This is a genomic window from Occallatibacter sp. (genome assembly GCF_036502485.1).
GTDB lineage: Bacteria > Acidobacteriota > Terriglobia > Terriglobales > Acidobacteriaceae > Telmatobacter.
Map to the genome: position 1 here is coordinate 52,868 of NZ_DASXYM010000018.1, position 19,358 is coordinate 72,225.

Sequence of the window (19,358 nt, forward strand, 5' to 3'; positions counted from 1 at the left end):
CCCGGCTGGCCTTGGCGCTAAGTTAGTTGCCGGGTTTGGGGGTGGGGCTGCCCAGCCCAAAGAGTTTCTGGAAAACGTTGCGGTGGTCGGGCGGGTGGTCACAGGTGTCGGTGGGGGCGGTGCCGTCGAGGAAGGCGGCCTGGTAGTCGTCGGTGCAGGCCTGGTCGGCGAGAAGATTGGTGGTCTTGTCCAGGTTGACCATCTGGACGCCGTCCGGGGGCGTGAAGGGCTTGGTATCGGAGTACTGGGGGAGGGCGGTGGCCTTCTTCATGAAGTCGGCCCAGATCGGGGCGGCGGCGTGGGCGCCCTCCAACTTGATGTCGGTGTAGTCGTCATTGCCGACCCAGACGATGCAGAGCAGGTTGGAGGTGAAGCCGGCGAACCAGGCGTCGTGGCTGGTGCCGGTTTTGCCGGCGGCGGGGGCGCGGAAGCCGTAGGTAGTGCGGACGCGGCCGGCGGTGCCGCCGTTGAGCACGCCTTCCATCATGTTGGTGGTGAGGTAGGCGACCCGGGGGTCGAGGACCTGGCGGGTCGTGGGGGTGTAGTCGGTGACGATATCTCCGGTGGAGGTGCGGACGCTGGCGACCATCCACGGATCGATGTGCATGCCGCCGTTGGCGAAGACGGTGTAGGCGCCGGCCATGTCCAGAGGAGTGGCGTCATAGGCGCCGATAGCCATGGCAGGGGTTCCGCGCGCTGATTTGATCCCGGCCTGGCGGGCGAGGGCGGCGACGCGATCGAAGCCCACCATGGACGCGAGCGAGATGGTGGCATTGTTCAGAGACCACTGCAGGGCGTACCGGGCGGTGACCTGATCGTGATATTCGCCGTGCATGTTGCGCGGGGTGTACTCCTGGTCGCCGACCTCATAGGTGGTCTGCTGGTCATTGAGCATGGTCACGGGCGAGAAGAGGTGGTCCTGGCCCTCGAGGGGGGTGCCTTCGACGGCGGTGGCGAACGCGGCCGCGTAGACGAAGGGCTTGAAGATGGAGCCGGTGGGGCGGTGGGCGACGGCGTGGTTGAGCTGGGAGGTTCCATAGCTGCGGCCGCCCACTAGTGCGAGCACCTGGCCGGTGTGGGGATTGAGGGCGATCAGCGCGATCTGCGGATAGACGTAGTTGCCGGTTTTCTCTACGACTGCGGCCTTCTCTCCCTTCACTTTCACGCGCTTGGTGTGCAGCTTGTCCACCTGCTCATCGACCATGTGCGCCATGGAATCGACGGCGTTGGTGGCGATGCGCTGCAGGTCGGGATCGAGGGTGGTGTAAATGCGCAGACCCTCGAGGTTGGCGTCGCGCTCGCCGATCTTCTGGAGGAGCTGGTCGTGGACCAGGTCGACGAAGTAGGGCGCTTCGGAGGCGTCGACGGAGGCGGGGGAGAGGTGGAGGGGTTCGGCTTTGGCGCGTTCGGCCTGGTCCTTTGTGATGGCGCCGGTTTCAACCATGGAGTCGAGCACGAGGTTGCGGCGCTCGATGGCGCGGTCGGCGTGGCGGAACGGAGTGAAGTAGTTAGGCCGCTGGATCATGCCGGCAAGAAGGGCGCACTCGGAAAGATCGAGCTGGCGAACGTCTTTGCCGAAGTAAGCCTGGGAGGCTTCGCCAAAGCCGTTGATGGCGAAGCTGCCGCGCTGGCCGAGGTTGATCTGGTTGGCGTAGAGCTCGAAGATCTGCTTCTTGTTGAAGCGATGTTCGAGCTGAAAGGTGATGACGATCTCGATGATTTTGCGCTTGATGCGTTTTTCCGGCGTGAGGAAGAAGCCGCGGGCGAGCTGCATGGTGAGGGTGGAGCCGCCCTGCTGTTTCTGGCCGGTGGCGATGTCGCGGACGACGGCTTCAACGAGGCGAAAGTAGTTGACGCCGGAGTGCTCGAAGAAGCGGCGGTCCTCAATGGCGAGGACGGCGTGGACCAGGTTCTGAGGGATCTGGTCGTAGGTGACGAGGCGGCGCTTGGTGCGGTTGGCGTCTTCACTGAGGCCGGTGATGAGGACGGGTTCGAGCTCATAGCTGGAGAGGGCCTGCCCTTTGTCGTCGGCGATGTTATCGACCACGCCGTCATTCACGGTGATGGTGGCGGAGTCTTCGGCGTGGTAGGACTGCGGGCCGGGGAACACGGTGATGGAACTGGCGGATTCGCGGTAGGTGCCCATGGGCGAGGCTTTGCCTTGGCCTTGCGGGGTGTAGGTGGCCTGGCGGAGCTCGTCGGCAACGAGGCGCACAGAGAGCTTCTGGCCGGGGCGGACTTCGCGGGGCTCGGCGTAGATTTTGGCGGTGTTTTTAAACAGCGGCTGCTGCAGGCGGGCGTCGACGACGCCTTTGTATTTGAAGTAGAAGTAGCCGCCCACGCTGAGGACGGTGATAGCGCCGGCCGCGACCACGATAAGGAAGATACGCAGCAGCCATGGGCCCCATCCAGTGTTGCGGAAGTTGGGCATTCGGAATTTGATTTTTAGCGCCATTGCGGCTGCTCCTGGGGGAGGGGTGATTTCAGGTGCCAGGTGGTCATGGGATCAAGTGGCCGGGTGGTCAGGTGACCGAGTGATCAGGTGACCGAGTGATCAGGTGGTCGGGTTCGTCAGGTCTCCTTGAACACCTGAACACTGAGAACCTGAACACTTGATAGCTTGTCTTGATGCGCTACTCTGCGGCGGTCTCCAATAGATTCTCCTCAGCGATCCTTGTTTTTAGCTCGTGCAGCACCTGGTCGATGGAGACGTCGGTGCTTTGGGACTTGGCGCGCGAGACGAGTTCCACCACGCCGCCGGCGGCTTTTTTGCCGACGTTGATGCGATAGGGGATCCCGACGAGATCGGCGTCTTTAAATTTGACGCCGGCACGCTCGTCCCGGTCATCCAGCAGGACATCAATTCCTGCGGTGTCGAGGAGTGCGGCGAGTTTTTCGCCGGTTTCCCTGAGGGCGGCGTCGGCCAGGTTGGTTACGGTGATCACGGCGGTGAAGGGGGCGATGCTGGCGGGAAGGCAGAAGCCATTGGCATCATGAGACTGCTCTACAGCGGCGGTGAGGATGCGCTCGATGCCGATGCCGTAGCTGCCCATGATGGGAGTGACTTCCTTGCCGTTGGGGTCGAGGACTCGGGCGCCCATGGATTCGGAATACTTGTAACCGAGCTTGAAGATGTGGCCGACTTCGACGGCTTTGCCGACCACGAGGCGGCCGGAGCAGGTTGCGCCCGATTCGTCGACGTGTGGACACGCTTCGCCTTCATTGACGCTGCGAATATCGGCGGCGAGGGTCCAGCAGAAGTCGCGGCCGGGGACAACGTTGCGGAGGTGGTAGTCGATCCTGTTGGCTCCGCAGACGAGGTTGTGTCGGTTTTCGAGTGACTTGTCGACGATCACGGTCACGCCTTCGCCGAGCGGGACGGCAGAGGGCGTAAGCCCAACGGGCCCAAGGTATCCGGCCGGACCGTTTAAGTACTGCTGGAGCTCTTCGGCAACCATGGGGCGGAGTTCCGCGCCGCCCAGAACGCCCAGCAGCTTGGTTTCGTTGACCTGGTGGTCGCCGCGGAGGAAGGCGGCGACGCCGTGCCAGGTTTCCTTCGGGCTCGATTTCGCGTCACCCTGTTTCGCGTCAGCGGAGCCGCGCTTCATCACCATGTAGGCGACGCACTTGATGTCGGAGGCAGGGGAGATTTTGAAGAAGGCGGCAACGTCGGAAATGGCGGCGCAGCCGGGGGTGTGGACCAGCTCAGGTGTGCCCTCGCCGGTGGGCTCCATTTCGGTGACGGGCTCGAGGCGGGAGATGGCTTTTTCCACGTTGGCCGCGTAGTGGCAGACCGGGCAGGAGGCGATGAGGTCCTCGCCGGCGTCGGTGTAAACCATGAACTCCTGGGACTGCGAGCCACCCATGGCGCCGGAATCGGCTTCCACGGCGACGAACTTGAGTCCGCAGCGGGAGAAGATGGTGCGGTAGACCTGATCGTGCTTGTTGAAGCTGTCGTCGAGACCCTCGGGTTTGAGGTCGAAGGAGTAGGCGTCTTTCATGATGAACTGGCGCACACGCAGGAGGCCGGACTTGGGGCGCGGCTCGTCGCGGAACTTGGTCTGGATCTGGTACCAGATCTGGGGAAGCTGCTTGTAAGAGCGCAGTTCGCCGCGGGCGATGGCAGTCATGATTTCTTCGTGGGTCATGCCCAGGCAGAGGTCGGCGCCCTTGCGGTCCTTGAGACGGAACATGTTGTCGCCCATGCCGGTCCAGCGGCCGGATTCTTCCCAGGGCTCCTTGGGGAGCAGCGCGGGGAGGAGGAACTCCTGGCCGATCTTGTCCATCTCTTCACGGACGATGGCGATGATCTTGTTGATGGATCGCTGGGCGAGGAAGAGGTAGCTGTAGATGCCGGCGCCGACCTGGCGAATGTAGCCGGCGCGCAACAGGAACTTGTGGCTGGCGACTTCGGCGTCAGACGGGGCTTCGCGGAGAGTGGGAACAAAGAGCTTGGACCAACGATGCATAAGGGCGCGTGCTGGCTTTCCCGTCCGCGCTGGGCGGACGCAGGGCGATGAAGGACAGTGCCTATTTTAAATGTTGGGCTGGGCAGTCGCGGGTTTGGGGCGATTCCGTTTGCGGGCGGCGGCTTGTCGAAAGCTCAGGAGGGAGACGGTTTGGGTAAGCAGTAGAGATCCAGGAAGAACCAGGTCTGATCTCCACGTAAGCGGTCCCGTACCGTCTGAGTTGTGTCGAGCCATCGAGATTTGTGCCATCCAAGATCTGAATCAATTTGGAATCGAGCGACAGAGAGACGAAACCGATTGCCAAGCCGATACCGAGAAGCGCCCGCAGTGTGAGCTTCATCGTCCCCGATCAAACCTCGGTTTCACGTGGCGGGCCCCAGTCGTACTCTCCGGGTTCCGCTCCCTCTGGGATTCACCGTCGTGGTCGGCTTTCGCACTCTGAGGAATGATCCGATCGATGCGCCGCTTGCGATTGAGCAGATCGATGGGCTCGCCCTCGGCCAACAACGCTTTGGGCCGCTTTATATTGCGGAGTCCGCTCAGATTGATCGTGGGTAGGCACCCATTCCGCACAGACTGTACCGGTGCGCTGGGGATTAGCGTTCGAGGCCGGAGCTTTTGAGGATCATGCGCTCGAAGAGCGAGGCGGGGAGCAGCGTGCGGAGGAGCAGGCCCACTCTGGCGTCAGTCCCGAGGACGTAGCGGAGGCGGGGACGGGGATTGTCGACGATGCGGGCGATGGCGTCGGCCACGGCCTGGGGGTCGGCTTTCTTGCGGCCGCTCTCGATGCGGGCGCGCCAGCGGGGGAGGCGGCCGGCGTTGGGAGAAGCGGGGTCCAGGAGGCGTGCGGAGAGCTTGGCGTTGCGCGTCCAGATGTCGGTTTCGAAAGCGCCGGGTTCCACCAGGACCACCTGAATGCCGAGGGCTTTGAGCTCGTAGCGGAGGGATTCGGTCCAGCCTTCGAGGGCGAACTTGGCCGCGGCGTAGCTGCCGACTCCGGGGAAGCCGAGGCGGCCGGAGACGGACGAGATCATGAGGATGTGTCCGAAGCCCTGGCTGCGGAACTGAGGCAGGAACGCGCGGGTGACGGCAGCGGCACCGAAGAAGTTGGTGTCGAACTGCTCCCGCAACTCTGTGTCTGAAACATCGTCAGCGAAACCCGGAAGCGCGAAGCCGGCGTTGTTGATGAGGGCGTGCATCGGGGAGGGTCGCTGCTCAATGAGGGCGGCGAGGGCGGCGATCTGGTCGCGATTCGTTACGTCGAGGGGGTGGATCTCGATGCTGTCGAGGACTCCGGCCTGGCGGGCTGCGTCTTCGAGGTGACTGCGTCGAGTGAGGTCGCGCATGGTGGCAAGGACGCGCCAGCCGCGGCGGGCAAGAGTGATGGTGGTGAGCAGGCCGAAGCCGCTGGAGGCGCCGGTGATGAGGGCGGTGCGTGGGGTGGTCATGGGTGCGGTTCAAGCTTAGCGGGTCGGCATCGCTCCCGGTGTAGCGAGTTAGCAGGTCAGCGGATCCCGGGTCATATGAGCTCGATGCCCCAGAGGTCGTGGAGGTGGAGGACGCCTTCGACTTTGCCCGCGGAATCGACGACGACCAAGCTGGTGATCTTGCGCTCTTCCAGCAGCGCCAGGGCTCTCGCCGCAAGTTCGCTCGATGCAATCGTGCGGGGGGCGGGGTGCATGGCTTCGCCGGCGGATTTGGTGAGGGCGGCGCCGCCTTCGTGCTCGAGCAGGCGGCGAAGGTCGCCGTCCGAGATGACGCCGAGGAGACGGCCGTTTTCCTGCACGGTGGTCATGCCGAGCTTCTTGGAGGACATCTCATAGATCACGTCGGTCATGGGGGTGGAGGGGGAGACGGTGGGGATATCGTCGCCGGCGTGCATGAGGTCGGCGACCCGGGCGAGGCGCTTGCCCAACTTGCCGCCGGGGTGGAGCTCGGCGAAATCCTCCGCCTTGAAGCCCTTGCGCAGGCTGACGGCGACAGCCAGGGCATCGCCCAGGGCCAGCATGGCGGTGGTCGACGCGGTGGGGGCGAGGTTGAGTCCGCAGGCTTCACGCTCCACGCCGCAGTCGAGGGCCACGTCGCTGGCAGTGGCTAGGGTGGACTGCAGGTTGCAGCAGAAGCTGATGAGGGCGTCGCCTTTGCGCTTGAGGGTGGCGAGGAGGCGGAGTATCTCTTCGGTTTCGCCCGAGGCGGAGAGGGCGATGACCACGTCGCCAGGCATGAGGACGCCGAGGTCGCCGTGGACGGCTTCTGCGGGATGAAGGAAAAGAGCCGGGGAGCCGGTGGAACTGAGGGTGGCGGCGATCTTCTGGGCGATGATGCCGGACTTGCCCATGCCGGTGACGATGACGCGCCCGTTGCAGGAGCCGCAGTTCAGGATGAGGTCGACGGCGCGATGGAAGGGGGCGGCCATTGGGCCGTCGAGGCGGTCAGCGAGGGCGTGGAGAGCGGCGGCTTCGGTGCGGACGAGGGATGCGGGCGAGAGTTCCTGCTGGTCGGGGCAGCCCGCGTCCTGTTTGGGATTCATCGGTTATCGATGGTAGCAGCTTTGGGGATAGTAGCCGAAGCCTGCGACCAGTAACTCTCAGCCTCTCAGTAAGCGTTCTGCCGCAATCAAATGACAATCCTGGTGGATGGGGTTTTCGTAGAATGAGGAGAGAGGTCCGAATCCCTGTGAGAAGAAACACGCTGGTTCTTGGTGTCACGCTGTTCCTCCTGGCTGCCTTTGCGTGGGCGGGCTGGGCAAATTGGGAGTACCGCAAGCAGCAGGCGGAGAAGGCCGCGGCGGCCGGTGTGCACGCCATGCTGGAGAAGGGCGAGTCGGCCGATGCGCTATATACGTCGTCGCCGCTGCTGGGGAAGCCGGCGCCGGATTTCAAGCTGGAAGATTTAGCCGGCAAGAAGGTGTCGCTCGCCGACTACAAGGGAAAGGCCCTCCTGATTAACTTCTGGGCAACGTGGTGCGGGCCGTGCAAGCTGGAGACGCCGTGGATTGTGGACCTGCGCAACCAGTATGCGGCGAAGGGGTTTGAGGTGCTGGGGATCGACTCCGAGGGAGACGATCTGAAGGCCAGCGATGCGGAAGGGTTCGCCCGGCAGAAGACGGCGGTGCAGCGTTTTGTGAGCAAGGAAAAGATGCCTTACCCCGTGCTGCTCAACGGCGACAGTATTGCAAACCGGTATGGCGGGCTGGACGCCATGCCGACCTCGTTCTGGGTGGATCGGACAGGCAAGGTGGTGGCGTCGCAGATGGGGATTACGTCGAAGGACGATATGGAAGAGAAGATCAAAAAGGCGCTGGAATAAGGCACGTAAAAAGGGAAAGACGGACAGAGCTACAAAACTGCTGAGTTACAGAGTTACAGCAGGCCGAGGTGGGCGATGAGAAAGATGCTGGTGGTGGCGGCGGTCGGGGCGGCGGTGGGACTGGTGGCCATGGCGCAGGAGCCGCTGTGGCAGGAGGGGAAGCCGGCGGGCGCGAAGGTTCAGGCGGTTCAGTACCTCTATCCGGAGCAGGTGACAATTGCGGCCGGAAAGCCGACTGCGGTGCAGCTGCACTTCCGGATCGCGCCGGGGCTCCATATCAACTCGCATGAGCCAAAGGACAAGTTTCTGATTCCCACGACGTTCTCTGTGCCGGCGGGCGCGGGGGTGACGCTCCGGTCTGCTGTTTATCCCGAGGGACATGATTTCGCGCTGCCTGCAGATCCCAGGACCAGGCTCAATGTTTTTACCGGCGAGTTCGCGATTGAGGCGAAGCTGACGGCGGCGCCTGGGGACCATCTCGTCCAGGCGAAGCTGCGCTACCAGGCGTGCGATGAGGCGCAGTGCATGCCGCCGAAGACGATTACCGTGCCGATTGACGTGCTGGGGAAGTAAGGCCGTTCTTGCCAGCAACCTCGCATATTTCCGGTGCGCGGTGCATACTGTTGAGTCCATCCGCGCGAACCCTGTATCTTCTTCAGATCTGAGTGGCGCCGGGCCGAAGGCGGGCATGGCCGTAAGCTTCAGTGGGCTGGATCGACGTTTCCGAGGGGGGATCGCCACGGGTCTGAGACTCGCGGTGGTTGGCATTGTGCTTTGTCCGCTGGGGTTTCCGTCTCAGCCGAGCCCGCCAAAGTCCCGCAACGTGCTGGTCATGTACAGCTTTTACGAGCGGGATCAGACATCTCTGGATGCCATCGAGGCAGCGGTTCGGGCGCATTTCCACGGCCCGGTGAACTTCTCGGTCAATTACCTGCAAAACCCGACGTTCGAAGAGAAAGCCTACCGCCAAAATCTCGCCGAGACGATCGGCCGAGAGTTCAAAAACAGTAGACCGGATCTGGTTCTTGTGGCCTCGGAGCCGGCTCTCCGTTTTGCAGTCGAATACCGGCCGACCATGTTTCCGGGGGCGCCCATCGTTTTCTGGGCCATCAGCAGTTCGCTGGCCTTTGAGAAGATGCCCGGGGTTACGGGAGTTGCCGCTCCGGCGGGCACGCACGAGACGATCGACCTGGCGCTTCAGCTGGAGCCGGATACGACCTCTGTGGCCGTGGTCGCCGGCACATCGCAAACCGAACAGTACTGGCTGGGCGACGTGCACCGGGAGCTTCTGCGGCACGGGGCGCTGCGGGAGATCGACGTTGTGGGCTCGCCCGGAGCTGAACTGCTGGAGCGCATCGCGCGCCTTCCCGATCACACGGTGATGATATTTCTGCTGTATCCGGAGGATCTGCGTCAGCCGGCAATCAGCAACTGGGACGTTCTGGCGGCGGCCTCGCAGCGGTTTCCTGTGTATTCCATCTTTCCCTCCCTGGCCTTGGATCGGGGCGGCATTGGCGGGGCATACTACGACGGATTGGAAGATGCGACGGCGGCGGGACAAGTGGCTGCGCGGGTGCTTGCGGGGGAGTCGCCGGACAGCATTCCAGTGGTGCGCCTGCCCGATCTGAAAATCAAGGTGGACGCACGTCAACTGCAGAGGTGGCACATCGCGCAGGCGGCGTTGCCGCCGGGCGCGCTGGTTCTTCATCGCGAGCCGAATCTCTGGCAGCAGTACAAGGGGTATATCGTTGCCGCGATTTCTCTCATCCTCCTGCAAGCGGGTTTGATCGTGGGGCTGCTGTGGCAGATGGCGCGGCGCCGGCGCAGCGAGGCCGAACTGAGGGTGACGCGCGATCGCCTCAATATGGCGGTGACGGCAGGAACTTCAGTGGGATGGGATGTCGACTACACCTCAGGCCGCCATCGCTGGTTTGGAGATCTCAACACGATCTTTGGAATTGCCGGCAGCTACTTCGACGGACGTCTTGGGAACTTTATCGAGACGGTACACCCGGGAGACCGCGAAAGGGTGAGGGCTACGATTGAGGGCGCGCGTGTGAACCGGGCGCCGTATGCGGCGGAGTTCCGGGTGGTTCGCCCGGATGGCGAGGTGCGATGGCTTTCGGCGCGGGGCAAGTTCTACTTTTTGCCGAGCGGAGAGGCTGTGCGCATGTTGGGAATCGCGACGGATATCACCGACCGGAAGTCAGCCGAGGAGGCGATCAACAGCCTGAGCGGTCAACTGATTCGAGCGCAGGAGGAGGAGCGGCGCCGGATCGCGCGCGAAATTCACGACGACTATCAGCAGCGGCTTGCTGTGCTGGCCATCGAGCTCGCCACCCTTGCCCAGGACATCGAGGAGGAGGATGCGGATGCCGCCGCGCGGCTCGGCGACCTTTGGAGCCGCGCATCGCAGATTGGGACGGATCTGCATACGTTGTCGCACCGGCTGCATTCTTCCGCTCTCGACAGCATGGGCCTGGTGGCCGCCCTGAAGGTTTTGTGCCGGGAATTCAGGAGCTACCACGACATTGCGGTTGCGCTGGTGGCGGAGCAGGTGCCGGAAGGGCTTTCCCACGATGTGGCCCTCTGCCTGTTTCGCGTGACCCAGGAGGCGCTCCAAAACGTGCGCAAGCACAGCCGGGCGCGGCGGGCCGAGGTGCGCGTACAAGGGCTGCGCGGCGAGATTCATCTGGCTGTGGTGGATGCCGGGGTGGGATTCGATTTCCGCAAGCGGGCGGCGGGCAGCGGAATTGGCCTGCGCAGCATGGAGGAGCGTTTACGGCTGGTGAACGGGCGCTTCGAGGTTCGCTCCCGGACGGACGGAGGAACTCTCGTGGAGGCGTGGGTTCCGATCGAGATCGGGAATGACCCGGAGGCAGCCTTGGGGGAAAAGGATTCGAGCACGCCGCCCGAACAAACGATCGCATAGAGACCGAGTCCAGGTCTCCTGTCAGGAGACTTGGGTGGTAGGGTCGTGGCCGGAGGCGCCGCCGCGGAATAGATTGGCGATGCGGGCCCCGATGGGTGAGCCGATGCCGCTGCAGGGATCAGGGCCGGCGCCCGCGCTGTAGAGGCCGTTGTTGCCTTCCGTGATGTCCGTGAAGGCGCGCTGGCTTTGCCACAGGGTGGGCGTGATGAATCCCAGCTTGGTTCCAAAGGATGCGAAGAGGCCGGCGTAGAGCGGGGCCACGGCGCTGGTGCCGCCGACCACAATCGACTGGCCATGGACAAAGACGACGTAGCCGGTGTTGGGGTCGGCGTCGGCGGCGATATCGGGCACCATGCGGCCGGTTCCGGCGGTGGAGCCGGTGGGGGGAGGAGGTGCGCCCACCTGCCAGGGCTGCTGCGGAAAGATGGTGGAGTAGCCGCCGCCCGTTCCTTCGCCATTGGTCTCGTTGGGATCGTCGTTCCAGACCACCTCGGCGGTTTGCGTTTTGGTGGTGCCGCCGCAGCCGATGACATGCGGGCAGGAGGAGGGCACGTCGACGTTGGCTGGCGTGGACCCGCCGTCGGAGGAGTCGTTGTCGCCCGAGGCGGCGAAGACCACCATGCCGAGCTGTGTCGCGGTGGAGGCGGCGGTTTCCATTTCGTCGGCGGCCTCGGCGCCCCACATGGCTTCGTCCGCGCCCCAGGAGATGGTGCAGACGTCGCAGCCGTCCTGCGCCGCCTTGTTCACCGCGGAGGCGATGTCCTGCGCCCAGTAGACATGGATGGTGGCGGGCTGGCCGGTGGCGGCGTAGTAGGCTGCGCCCGCTACCTCGATGTCGAGAGCGACTTCGACGTCGGTGTCGTTGGAGGAACCAACGCCCTGGTTAGGAGTGTTCTGGGTGCCGTCGACGGAGACGTCCGTGACGCTGGGCGAGGGCTGACCGATCGACTGGAAGTAGGCGTCGATGTCGGACTGGACCCATCCGCCGCCGAGTTCGACGATGGCAATGGTGCTGCCGCCGCGCTGCCCGGTGGGCCAGCTGTAGGCGGTGCACAGGTCAGGCACGGACCACTGCGTCTGAGCCGCGGCTTTGGAGGCTAAAAAGGGAGAGACACGCCGGGTTTGGGAGCGAAGCTTGAAATATGGCTTGCAGGGAGGGATGAAATCGACTCCGGGGGAAGAGGACATGGGGGAACTCCTTGGGGGAAATGCCACTTCTGGAGGCGAGTATGGCACGCGGGGCGAGGGGGGCGCAAAGCGGGAGGGCGATGGTTTCGGCCTATGCGGTGAGTTCCGTTGGATCGAGGCTGGTCCTGCCCTGAGAGTCAGGACGGGACACCCGGCCAACCGCTAGACTGACCCTGATTGATACCTCTACAAGGGAGACAAGATGGCCGGCCATGCGCTCGCGGTGTTGTTCATTGAGATTGGTACGGCGATCATTGGCCTGGCGATGCTGGCGCGGTTTGCGAATCGCTGGGGATTCCCCTCCGTTCCTCTGTATCTGCTGGCCGGACTTGCGTTTGGCAAAGGTGGACTGGCCCCGCTCGAGGTGTCCCGGACATTCATTTCCGAGGGCGCTGAGATCGGTGTGCTGCTGCTGTTGTTCATGCTGGGTCTGGAATACACCGGCGCGGAGCTGAAGCGTAACTTGCGCGGCGGCCTGCCGGGGGCATCGATTGACCTGTTGCTGAACTTCCCGCCGGGATTTTTGGCGGGACTGCTGCTGGGGTGGCGTCCGTTGGCCGCGGTGTTGCTGGGCGGAGTGACGCTGGTCTCCTCGTCCGGAATCATCTCGCGGCTGCTGTTCGAACTCGGACGCAAGAACGCGGTGGAGACGCCGTCCATCCTGTCCATTCTGGTGCTGGAAGACCTCATGATGGCGGTGTACCTGCCGCTGATAGGCGTGCTGATTTCAGGCGCAGGCGCCAGAAGCATGGTGCTGTCGATCGCGGCGGCCACAGCGACGGTGGCGGTTGTGCTGTTTGCCGCCATGCGCTACGGCGAGTCGGTGAGCTCGTTCGTCGGCGGACAGTCAGACGAGGTGATCCTGCTGACGGTGTTTGGGGCGGTGCTGGCGGTGGCGGGGCTGGCGCAGATGTTGCAGGTATCGGCGGCCATCGGCGCATTCCTGGTGGGGATTGCGGTCTCGGGTCCCGTGGCTGAGCGGTCCGGCAGACTGATGGCTCCGCTGCGGGATTTGTTTGCGGCGATCTTCTTTTTCTTTTTCGGGCTGGAAATCGATCCCGGAAGCCTGCTGCCGCAGCTGCCGTTGGCGCTGATGCTGGGCGCAGTGACGATGGGGACAAAGGTGGCGACGGGTTATTGGACCATCCGCCGGGCCGGACTGGAGCGGCGTGCGGCGCTGCGCGCCGGGCTTACGCTGATACCTCGCGGCGAGTTTTCGATTGTGCTTGCGGGACTGGGCGGGGCACTGGAACCGCGGCTCGGGGCGCTGGGCGCCGCTTACGTGCTGCTGATGGCGATTGTGGGCCCGATCGCTGTACGCCTGGTGAAATGAGCCTGGCGTAACCCGCTTAAGATGGACTGAGGCTTGGGCCTTGTGGAGTGTACGGAATTGGCATACGACGATCTTCGCGACTGGATCAAAACGCTGGAAAAAAACGGGGAACTGAAGCGGGTGACGGCGGAGGTGTCGCCGGAGCTGGAGATCACGGAGATCACGGACCGGATGTCGAAGATTGGGGCCAGGGGTCGGGGTTCAGGGTTCACCAAAGCAGGTGCTTCGGCTTCGCCTCAGGATGACAAGCGGTCGAAGAAGTATGCGCCCGGTGGGCCGGCGCTGCTGTTCGAGAACGTGAAGGGATTTCCGGGGCAGAAGGTGTTCATCAACCAGTTCGGCAGCGAGCGGCGAATGGCCATGGCACTGGAGGTGGAGCGGCTGGACGAGATTGCCGAGCGCATCAGCGGGATGATCAACATGAAGCCGCCGTCCGGCGGATTTCTTGACAAGCTGAAGATGCTGCCGCAACTGGCGGAGCTGGGGAACGTGTTTCCTAAAACCGTGAGCGCCAGGGATGCGAAGTGCAAAGAAGTCATTCTGCGCGACAACTTCGATTTGCAAAAGTTTCCCATTCTGAAGTGCTGGCCGCATGATGGCGGTTCATTCATCACGCTGCCCTGTGTGCACACGCGCAATCCGAAGACAGGCAAGCGCAATATCGGCATGTATCGCATGCAGGTTTACGACGGACAGACCACGGGCATGCACTGGCAGCGGCAGAAGGTGGCGGCCGAGCATTATCGCGAAGCGCTGCGGAATGCGGCGGCTGGCGCGGCCACAGCCGACGAGGCAGCAGCTCGCGTTGCCGCCATGGCGGAAACGGCGGGCGGAGCTGTGATGGTGCCCGATGGTCCGGTGGGCGGATTGCCGCAGGTAGCGTTCGGGAATCTGAAGGGGTCGCGGATGGAGGTTGCCGTGGCCATCGGCACCGATCCGGCGACAACCTTCTCGGCCATTGTGCCGGCGCCGCCGGAGATTGAGGAGTTCATGATTGCCGGCTTTCTGCGCGGCAAGCCGGTGGAGATTGTGAAGTGCGAGACCGTGGACCTCGAAGTGCCGGCGCATGCGGAGATTGTGCTCGAGGGTTACGTGGAGCTCGGCGAGCTGCGCACCGAAGGACCGTTCGGAGACCACACCGGTTTCTACACCATGACCGATGAGTACCCGGTGTTTCACCTGACATGCATCACCCATCGCAAGGACCCGATTTATGCGGCCACCATTGTGGGCAAGCCGCCCATGGAAGACGCGTGGATGGGCAAGGCGGTGGAGCGGATTTTTCTGCCGGCCATGAAGATGACGATTCCGGAGATCGTCGATATCAATCTGCCGGTGGAAGGCGTGTTTCACAACCTCATGCTGGTGTCGATCAAGAAGAGCTACCCGGGGCAGGCGCGCAAGGTGATGAACGCGATCTGGAGCCTGGGGCAGGCGATGTTCACCAAGTGCGTCGTGGTCGTCGATGAGGACTGCGATGTGCAGGACGTGGGCGAGGTGGTGCTGCGCGTGGCGAACAACATCGATCCGGAGCGCGATATTCAGTTCACGCTGGGGCCGGTGGACTCGCTGGATCATGCGTCGCGGCTGCCGAACTACGGGTCGAAGATGGGCATCGATGCGACGCGGAAGTGGAAGGCGGAAGGCTTCGAGCGGCCGTGGCCGGCGATGCTCGAGATCGATAAGGCAACCAAGGCGCGCGTGGATGCGATTTGGGAGACGCTATAGAGGCAGGGAATAAGGAAGGCAAAGGGACAAAGGGCGGAGGGAAAAGGTCGGCGCTGAGATCGAGCGCTCACGCAGCGTTAAGGCCGGGCGTGAAGCATGAGCAGCTTATCGGCGCCAGCTAGTCATGCCGTCTTGCAAAGCTGCTCATCGGTCTGGTTACGACCAGCGGCGTGAACTTGTTCCGCTTGAGAATATTCTGCAGAGTGCATGACTGCAGTAAGCAGAATTACGCGGTGTTGGGCCGCGCGGTGCGGTCGTTGTCGAGCTCCGGTGCGCCGCAGTAAAAGCTGCCGTAAAGCTCGCGTATGGTGGGATAGCACTCGCACGCCGCGTCTTCAAGGGCTGAGGCGTCGGAGACGTGAATGCGACCGCGGCTGTAGTGGATGAATCCTCTCCGCTGCAACTCGCCTGCGGCCGCCGTGACGGTGGTGCGGCGCGCGCCCAGCATTACGGCCAGAAACTCCTGCGTGATGAAAAAGTCGTCGCTCTCGGTGCGATCGCGGACCATGAGCAGCCAGCGCGCGAGGCGTGCCTCCGCCTCGTGGAGACGGTTGCAACCGGCAAGCTGGCCGAGGATCGCGCTCTGGCTTTGCACGCCCTGCAAGACGCAGTCACGGAACTCGGCGTTGTCGCGAAATTCCTTTTGCACTTCGTTGAACGGCATGCGCAGCGCGGTGGTTTCCATCTGCACGATGCAGCGGTTGGGAATGCGTGCGCGACCGAGGAGGTGGAAACTTTCCACCAGGCCCTCAGGTCCCCAGAGTCCGACTTCGGTGCTGCCGCCGTTCGCCATGGAGACAACGATGGACGCAACGCCGGAGGTGATGAAGTGCGCATATTTCGGTGTCTCGTCAGGCTCGTAAAGAATCTCTCTGGGAGCCAGAGTGACGGTGCGCATGCGCGCCACTAAGGAGGCGCGATAATTCGGTGACAACGCTGCGAGCAGCTGATTCGATGGTTGAGCAACCATTGAGAATTTCTTCCAGATGTTCATGTGCGGATAAGCCCCGAAACTACGGAATCTTCGATGCGCATTCTGCACAGAAGGAGTGTTGTAAGTGCGTTGCGAAACGCGATTATTTCATTCAGAATGAAAGAATTATGTCCTTTAGTGGACATAGAACCAGCTTTTATCCATTACCTCTCCCTGAAGGTTTCCTGCCGTGTGAACTGTCGACCGAAAAGGTCGTTCCCACGGCTTTGCGCGGCTCTCTGGAAAGCAGATTGCGAGTCATGGCAGAGCCGGGTGAGCAAGCTGAACCTGACTGCGATCAGCCGCAACATAGTGCCACTCAGAACCCGTGCGAATTCGCGCGACGTGCAATCCAAACTTCGCGGAACGTCCTGTGGCAGTTCACAACGATCCATGTATAAGCCACATACACTGTGACGCTGAATATGCACGGATGGTTAGCCCGTGATTTGACAGAGTGCAGAGAGTGTGATTATGAAAATTTTAGCGGGAACGGGCAACTTTTCGAGGGCGCCTGGAGTGCGCAGCCGCTGCTGCGGAATGATGGCGCCCTTTGAAGATGACATCAAATGCTGACAGAGACAGATCGAAGAGCCCAGCACATCTGGGCAGCTTTTTGCCTGCTGCTTGCGATGTGTGCCCCATTCAAAGCGCGACGTATGGAGGGTCTGTCATCCGGCTGGTTGGATGCTTCGATCTCGGCGTTCCCTCACACGTCTCGTCCATCCGGCGGTCTGCATGATCAACGTAGTTGCAAATGCTAGAGCCAGGGTGATATCGAAGAGCAGCTTCTGCTTCTCGATGACGAGATAGCCGATCGCGTGCGCGGCGGCGAGCCCGAACACCGCGTAATTCCACCGCTGCAGGTTTTTCCATCGCGGAGTTCCAAGGCGGCGCAGCGCGAAATCGTTTGACGTGGCCAGCAACGCTCCGAGCAGCAGCACGCTGAGGACTCCCGTGAAATTCGCAAAGCCGAAGAGATCGTGACGCAGACCGCGATGGTGTTCCTGCGGCCCGTAGATGTAGTAGAGCCAGGGGCGTCCGCGCAGATGCACGCATTGTCCCACCGCGGTGTGCAAGATGCCGAGTATGCCTGCCCAGATGCCGGTGTCGCGGCGCAGGTCGCTCGACACCGGATTGACGCGCCGCAGAAGAACATTGCATGGGCCGGTGACAAGAGTGAACGCGAGCAGAAACATCGCCGGATAGGCAGTGGAGAAGCTGAGGCGCGTGAGCACATCGGGGTAGGGCCGCGTGCAATAGAGCGCGGCGCTGCTGCCTGCGGAGATAAGCAGCAGCGGCAGGTGATGGCGAACAATGCGCTTGCTGAGGCGCATTCTGCGCGGCGAGAGAGTGGGCCCAATGCTCAAGCGAGATCCTCTGTTTTGTGGCGGTGCTTCCCGCGGCGATCCGCGATGCAGGCGTCAGTATAGAGCGAGGCATGCACACAGGCACATCGTGAGCGCTGCGCTTTGATAGCCTCGAAGGTATGGTTTCACGAGGTGGTTGCGATTTCCTGGTGATGGGCGCAGGCGTGGCCGGGCTCCGCGCTGCGCTGGAGTTGGCGGCGCACGGCGACGTGCTGGTGGTGACCAAGGAGTCGGTCAGCGAATCGAACACCCACTACGCGCAGGGTGGCATCGCCGTTGCCGAGAACGACAGAGACGAGATTGCGCTGCACCTGGACGATACCGTGAACGCCGGCGATGGCCTGGTGTATCGGGCCGCCGCCGAAGTGCTGGTAAGTGAGGGCCCCGAGCGCGTGGCGGAACTGATCGAGTGGGGCGCGAAGTTCGATGAGGAGAACGGGCGCCTGCTGCGCACGCGTGAAGCGGCCCATTCCGTCTCGCGCATCCTGCACGCCAACGGAGATGCCACGGGCGCGGAGATCAGCCGGTCCCTCGCGGCGATGGCGCGCGCGCATGGGCACGTTGAGTTTGCGGAGTGGACTTCAGTGACGGGGCTGGCCATGCACCACGGGCGCGTGGTGGGCGCCGATCTGCTGGATGCGGAGAACAATGCGCGCCGCGTGTGTGCGCGAGCGGTGCTGATTGGCGCCGGCGGTGCGGGCCAGGTGTATTCAGACACCACCAATCCAGGCGTGGCGACGGGCGATGGCATTGCACTCGCTGCGGAAGCGGGCGCGGAACTGGCGGATATGGAGTTCTACCAGTTCCATCCCACGGCGTTTTTCTTTCCGGGAGCACCGCGCTTTCTGCTGTCGGAGGCGCTGCGGGGCGAGGGAGCGTATCTCCGCAACGATCGCGGGGAGCGGTTCATGGAGCGCTATTCGCCCATGCTGGAGCTGGCGCCGCGCGCCGTGGTGGCGCGGGCAGTAGCGCGTGAGGGCATGGGAGAGGGGCCGGGCGAGGCGCGGGCTGTGTATCTGGACATGCGTCACGTGCGCGGTGTGGACCTGCATAAGCGATTTCCGAGGATCAGCGCGTTCCTCGCGAAGTACGGGCTCGATTTGCAGAGCGATCTGATTCCGGTTCGGCCTGCGGCGCATTACATGATGGGCGGGGTGAACACCGATCTCCATGGGCGGACCACACTGCCGGGCTTGTATGCGGCGGGCGAGGCAGCGTGTACGGGCGTGCATGGCGCAAACCGGCTCGCTTCCAATTCGCTGCTGGAGGGGCTGGTGTTTGGTGCGCGCGCGGCAAAGGCAATGCTGGCGGATGGCTTGGATGGAGCATCCGTAGCGGCTGAAAGCGCGGTGCGGGAACCTGGACCAGTCAATCCCACCGGCGCGGTGGAGAGTAGCCCGGTGGAAGCGCTCATTACCCGATTGCAGGAGTTAATGAGCCACTACGCCAGCCTGGTGCGCGATGGCGCGGGACTGGAATACGGGCTTGCGGGTCACCGGCGCATCGGCGAAGAGCTGGATGCGCTTGCGTCGGGCGCGCGAGGCACGCGGAGGCTTGCAGAAGCCAAGGCGCTGCATCGCGTGGCGAAGGCGATTCTCGCGTCGGCGCTGGCGCGGACCGAGAGCCGCGGGGCGCATTTTCGCAGCGATTATCCGCAGAGGAATGATCGCGAGTTTGAGAAGCACTCGGTGCTGGGGCCGGACGGTGTAGTGCGGTTTGAGAGCTGGTAGGCCCGCCAGCCCCGGCTATATCAGAGCGAATGTGCGGTGACATTCATGACCCTCCCACCCTCGCGATAAAGACAACGGCTTCGCGAGGGCGGGGCACCCGGGATTTGTGGCGGGGCGGTAGGCTATTGGGATAGCCAAATGTCTGATCACTTGGCCACTCGAAAACCTGACCACTGACCACTGGCGGAGTCTACGGCAGCGCGGCGATGGCGATGGCCCGGGTTGGGTCGGTTCCGGTCGCGAGGGTGGTGCCGGCCACGAGCTTGCCGGGGGTGGTGCTGTCGAAGGTGTACGTGCTCAGGTCGGGGCTGCCGCCGGAGTTCACG

13 protein-coding genes are annotated in these 19,358 nt (G+C 63.1%); 6 read left to right on the plus strand and 7 right to left on the minus strand.

What is annotated here, in order from left to right; genetic code table 11:
• Positions 1–22: 22 nt before the first annotated feature.
• The 4 genes from VGL22_RS03275 to VGL22_RS03290 form a co-directional block, all read right to left on the minus strand.
• Positions 23–2,455 (minus strand): transglycosylase domain-containing protein, encoded by a 2,433-nt coding sequence (locus tag VGL22_RS03275; RefSeq protein WP_465265449.1) that lies wholly within the window; start codon positions 2,453–2,455, stop codon positions 23–25.
• 178 nt (positions 2,456–2,633) lie between these two features.
• On the minus strand, positions 2,634–4,469 hold the full coding sequence (locus VGL22_RS03280) for a proline--tRNA ligase (protein WP_465265450.1): 1,836 nt from the start codon (positions 4,467–4,469) through the stop codon (positions 2,634–2,636).
• Positions 4,470–5,065: 596 nt separating this feature from the next.
• Positions 5,066–5,917, minus strand: a complete 852-nt coding sequence (locus tag VGL22_RS03285) for an SDR family NAD(P)-dependent oxidoreductase (protein WP_465265451.1) — start codon at positions 5,915–5,917, stop codon at positions 5,066–5,068.
• Positions 5,918–5,988: 71 nt separating this feature from the next.
• The gene (locus VGL22_RS03290) at positions 5,989–6,999 is read right to left on the minus strand and encodes a KpsF/GutQ family sugar-phosphate isomerase (protein WP_465265452.1); all 1,011 of its coding nucleotides are present in this window, start codon (positions 6,997–6,999) and stop codon (positions 5,989–5,991) included.
• Positions 7,000–7,145: 146 nt separating this feature from the next.
• On the opposite strand from VGL22_RS03290, the gene VGL22_RS03295 reads away from it, so the two are divergent.
• From VGL22_RS03295 to VGL22_RS03305, 3 genes are all read left to right on the plus strand, one after another.
• Positions 7,146–7,778 (plus strand): TlpA family protein disulfide reductase, encoded by a 633-nt coding sequence (locus VGL22_RS03295; protein WP_465265453.1) that lies wholly within the window; start codon positions 7,146–7,148, stop codon positions 7,776–7,778.
• 75 nt (positions 7,779–7,853) lie between these two features.
• Complete coding sequence (locus VGL22_RS03300) at positions 7,854–8,351, plus strand: protein-disulfide reductase DsbD domain-containing protein (RefSeq protein ID WP_465265454.1); 498 nt, start codon at positions 7,854–7,856, stop codon at positions 8,349–8,351.
• A gap of 115 nt (positions 8,352–8,466) precedes the next feature.
• Positions 8,467–10,710, plus strand: coding sequence for a PAS domain-containing protein (locus VGL22_RS03305; RefSeq protein WP_465265455.1), 2,244 nt, complete (start codon positions 8,467–8,469; stop codon positions 10,708–10,710).
• 21 nt (positions 10,711–10,731) lie between these two features.
• On the opposite strand, the gene VGL22_RS03310 is transcribed toward VGL22_RS03305, so the two are convergent.
• Positions 10,732–11,898 carry a S53 family peptidase gene (locus VGL22_RS03310; RefSeq protein WP_465265456.1) on the minus strand — a complete coding sequence of 389 codons (1,167 nt, stop codon included), beginning with the start codon at positions 11,896–11,898 and terminating at the stop codon, positions 10,732–10,734.
• 202 nt (positions 11,899–12,100) lie between these two features.
• Between VGL22_RS03310 and VGL22_RS03315 the strand changes: the two genes are divergently transcribed.
• Both VGL22_RS03315 and VGL22_RS03320 read left to right on the plus strand, forming a co-directional pair.
• Positions 12,101–13,231, plus strand: coding sequence for a cation:proton antiporter (locus VGL22_RS03315; protein WP_465265457.1), 1,131 nt, complete (start codon positions 12,101–12,103; stop codon positions 13,229–13,231).
• A 57-nt stretch (positions 13,232–13,288) separates the two neighbouring features.
• Positions 13,289–14,959, plus strand: a complete 1,671-nt coding sequence (locus VGL22_RS03320) for a UbiD family decarboxylase (protein ID WP_465265458.1) — start codon at positions 13,289–13,291, stop codon at positions 14,957–14,959.
• 226 nt (positions 14,960–15,185) lie between these two features.
• On the opposite strand, the gene VGL22_RS03325 is transcribed toward VGL22_RS03320, so the two are convergent.
• Positions 15,186–15,929, minus strand: a complete 744-nt coding sequence (locus tag VGL22_RS03325; RefSeq protein ID WP_465265459.1) for a Crp/Fnr family transcriptional regulator — start codon at positions 15,927–15,929, stop codon at positions 15,186–15,188.
• Between the two features lie 674 nt (positions 15,930–16,603).
• Positions 16,604–17,302 (minus strand): hypothetical protein, encoded by a 699-nt coding sequence (locus VGL22_RS03330; RefSeq protein ID WP_465265460.1) that lies wholly within the window; start codon positions 17,300–17,302, stop codon positions 16,604–16,606.
• Positions 17,303–17,421: 119 nt separating this feature from the next.
• Between VGL22_RS03330 and nadB the strand changes: the two genes are divergently transcribed.
• A complete protein-coding gene (nadB, locus tag VGL22_RS03335; protein WP_465265461.1) occupies positions 17,422–19,032 on the plus strand; it encodes an L-aspartate oxidase in 1,611 nt (536 codons plus the stop codon).
• Positions 19,033–19,358: the final 326 nt, after the last annotated feature.

Bases quoted from the DNA above. Each gene is read 5' to 3' on its own strand.
- nadB (WP_465265461.1), top strand. From the start codon at position 17,422: ATGGTTTCACGAGGTGGTTGCGATTTCCTGGTGATGGGCGCAGGCGTG.
- VGL22_RS03275 (WP_465265449.1), bottom strand. From the start codon at position 2,455: ATGGCGCTAAAAATCAAATTCCGAATGCCCAACTTCCGCAACACTGGA.
- VGL22_RS03325 (WP_465265459.1), bottom strand. From the start codon at position 15,929: ATGGTTGCTCAACCATCGAATCAGCTGCTCGCAGCGTTGTCACCGAAT.
- VGL22_RS03315 (WP_465265457.1), top strand. From the start codon at position 12,101: ATGGCCGGCCATGCGCTCGCGGTGTTGTTCATTGAGATTGGTACGGCG.
- VGL22_RS03280 (WP_465265450.1), bottom strand. From the start codon at position 4,469: ATGCATCGTTGGTCCAAGCTCTTTGTTCCCACTCTCCGCGAAGCCCCG.
- VGL22_RS03305 (WP_465265455.1), top strand. From the start codon at position 8,467: ATGGCCGTAAGCTTCAGTGGGCTGGATCGACGTTTCCGAGGGGGGATC.
- VGL22_RS03290 (WP_465265452.1), bottom strand. From the start codon at position 6,999: ATGAATCCCAAACAGGACGCGGGCTGCCCCGACCAGCAGGAACTCTCG.
- VGL22_RS03285 (WP_465265451.1), bottom strand. From the start codon at position 5,917: ATGACCACCCCACGCACCGCCCTCATCACCGGCGCCTCCAGCGGCTTC.
- VGL22_RS03310 (WP_465265456.1), bottom strand. From the start codon at position 11,898: ATGTCCTCTTCCCCCGGAGTCGATTTCATCCCTCCCTGCAAGCCATAT.
- VGL22_RS03300 (WP_465265454.1), top strand. From the start codon at position 7,854: ATGAGAAAGATGCTGGTGGTGGCGGCGGTCGGGGCGGCGGTGGGACTG.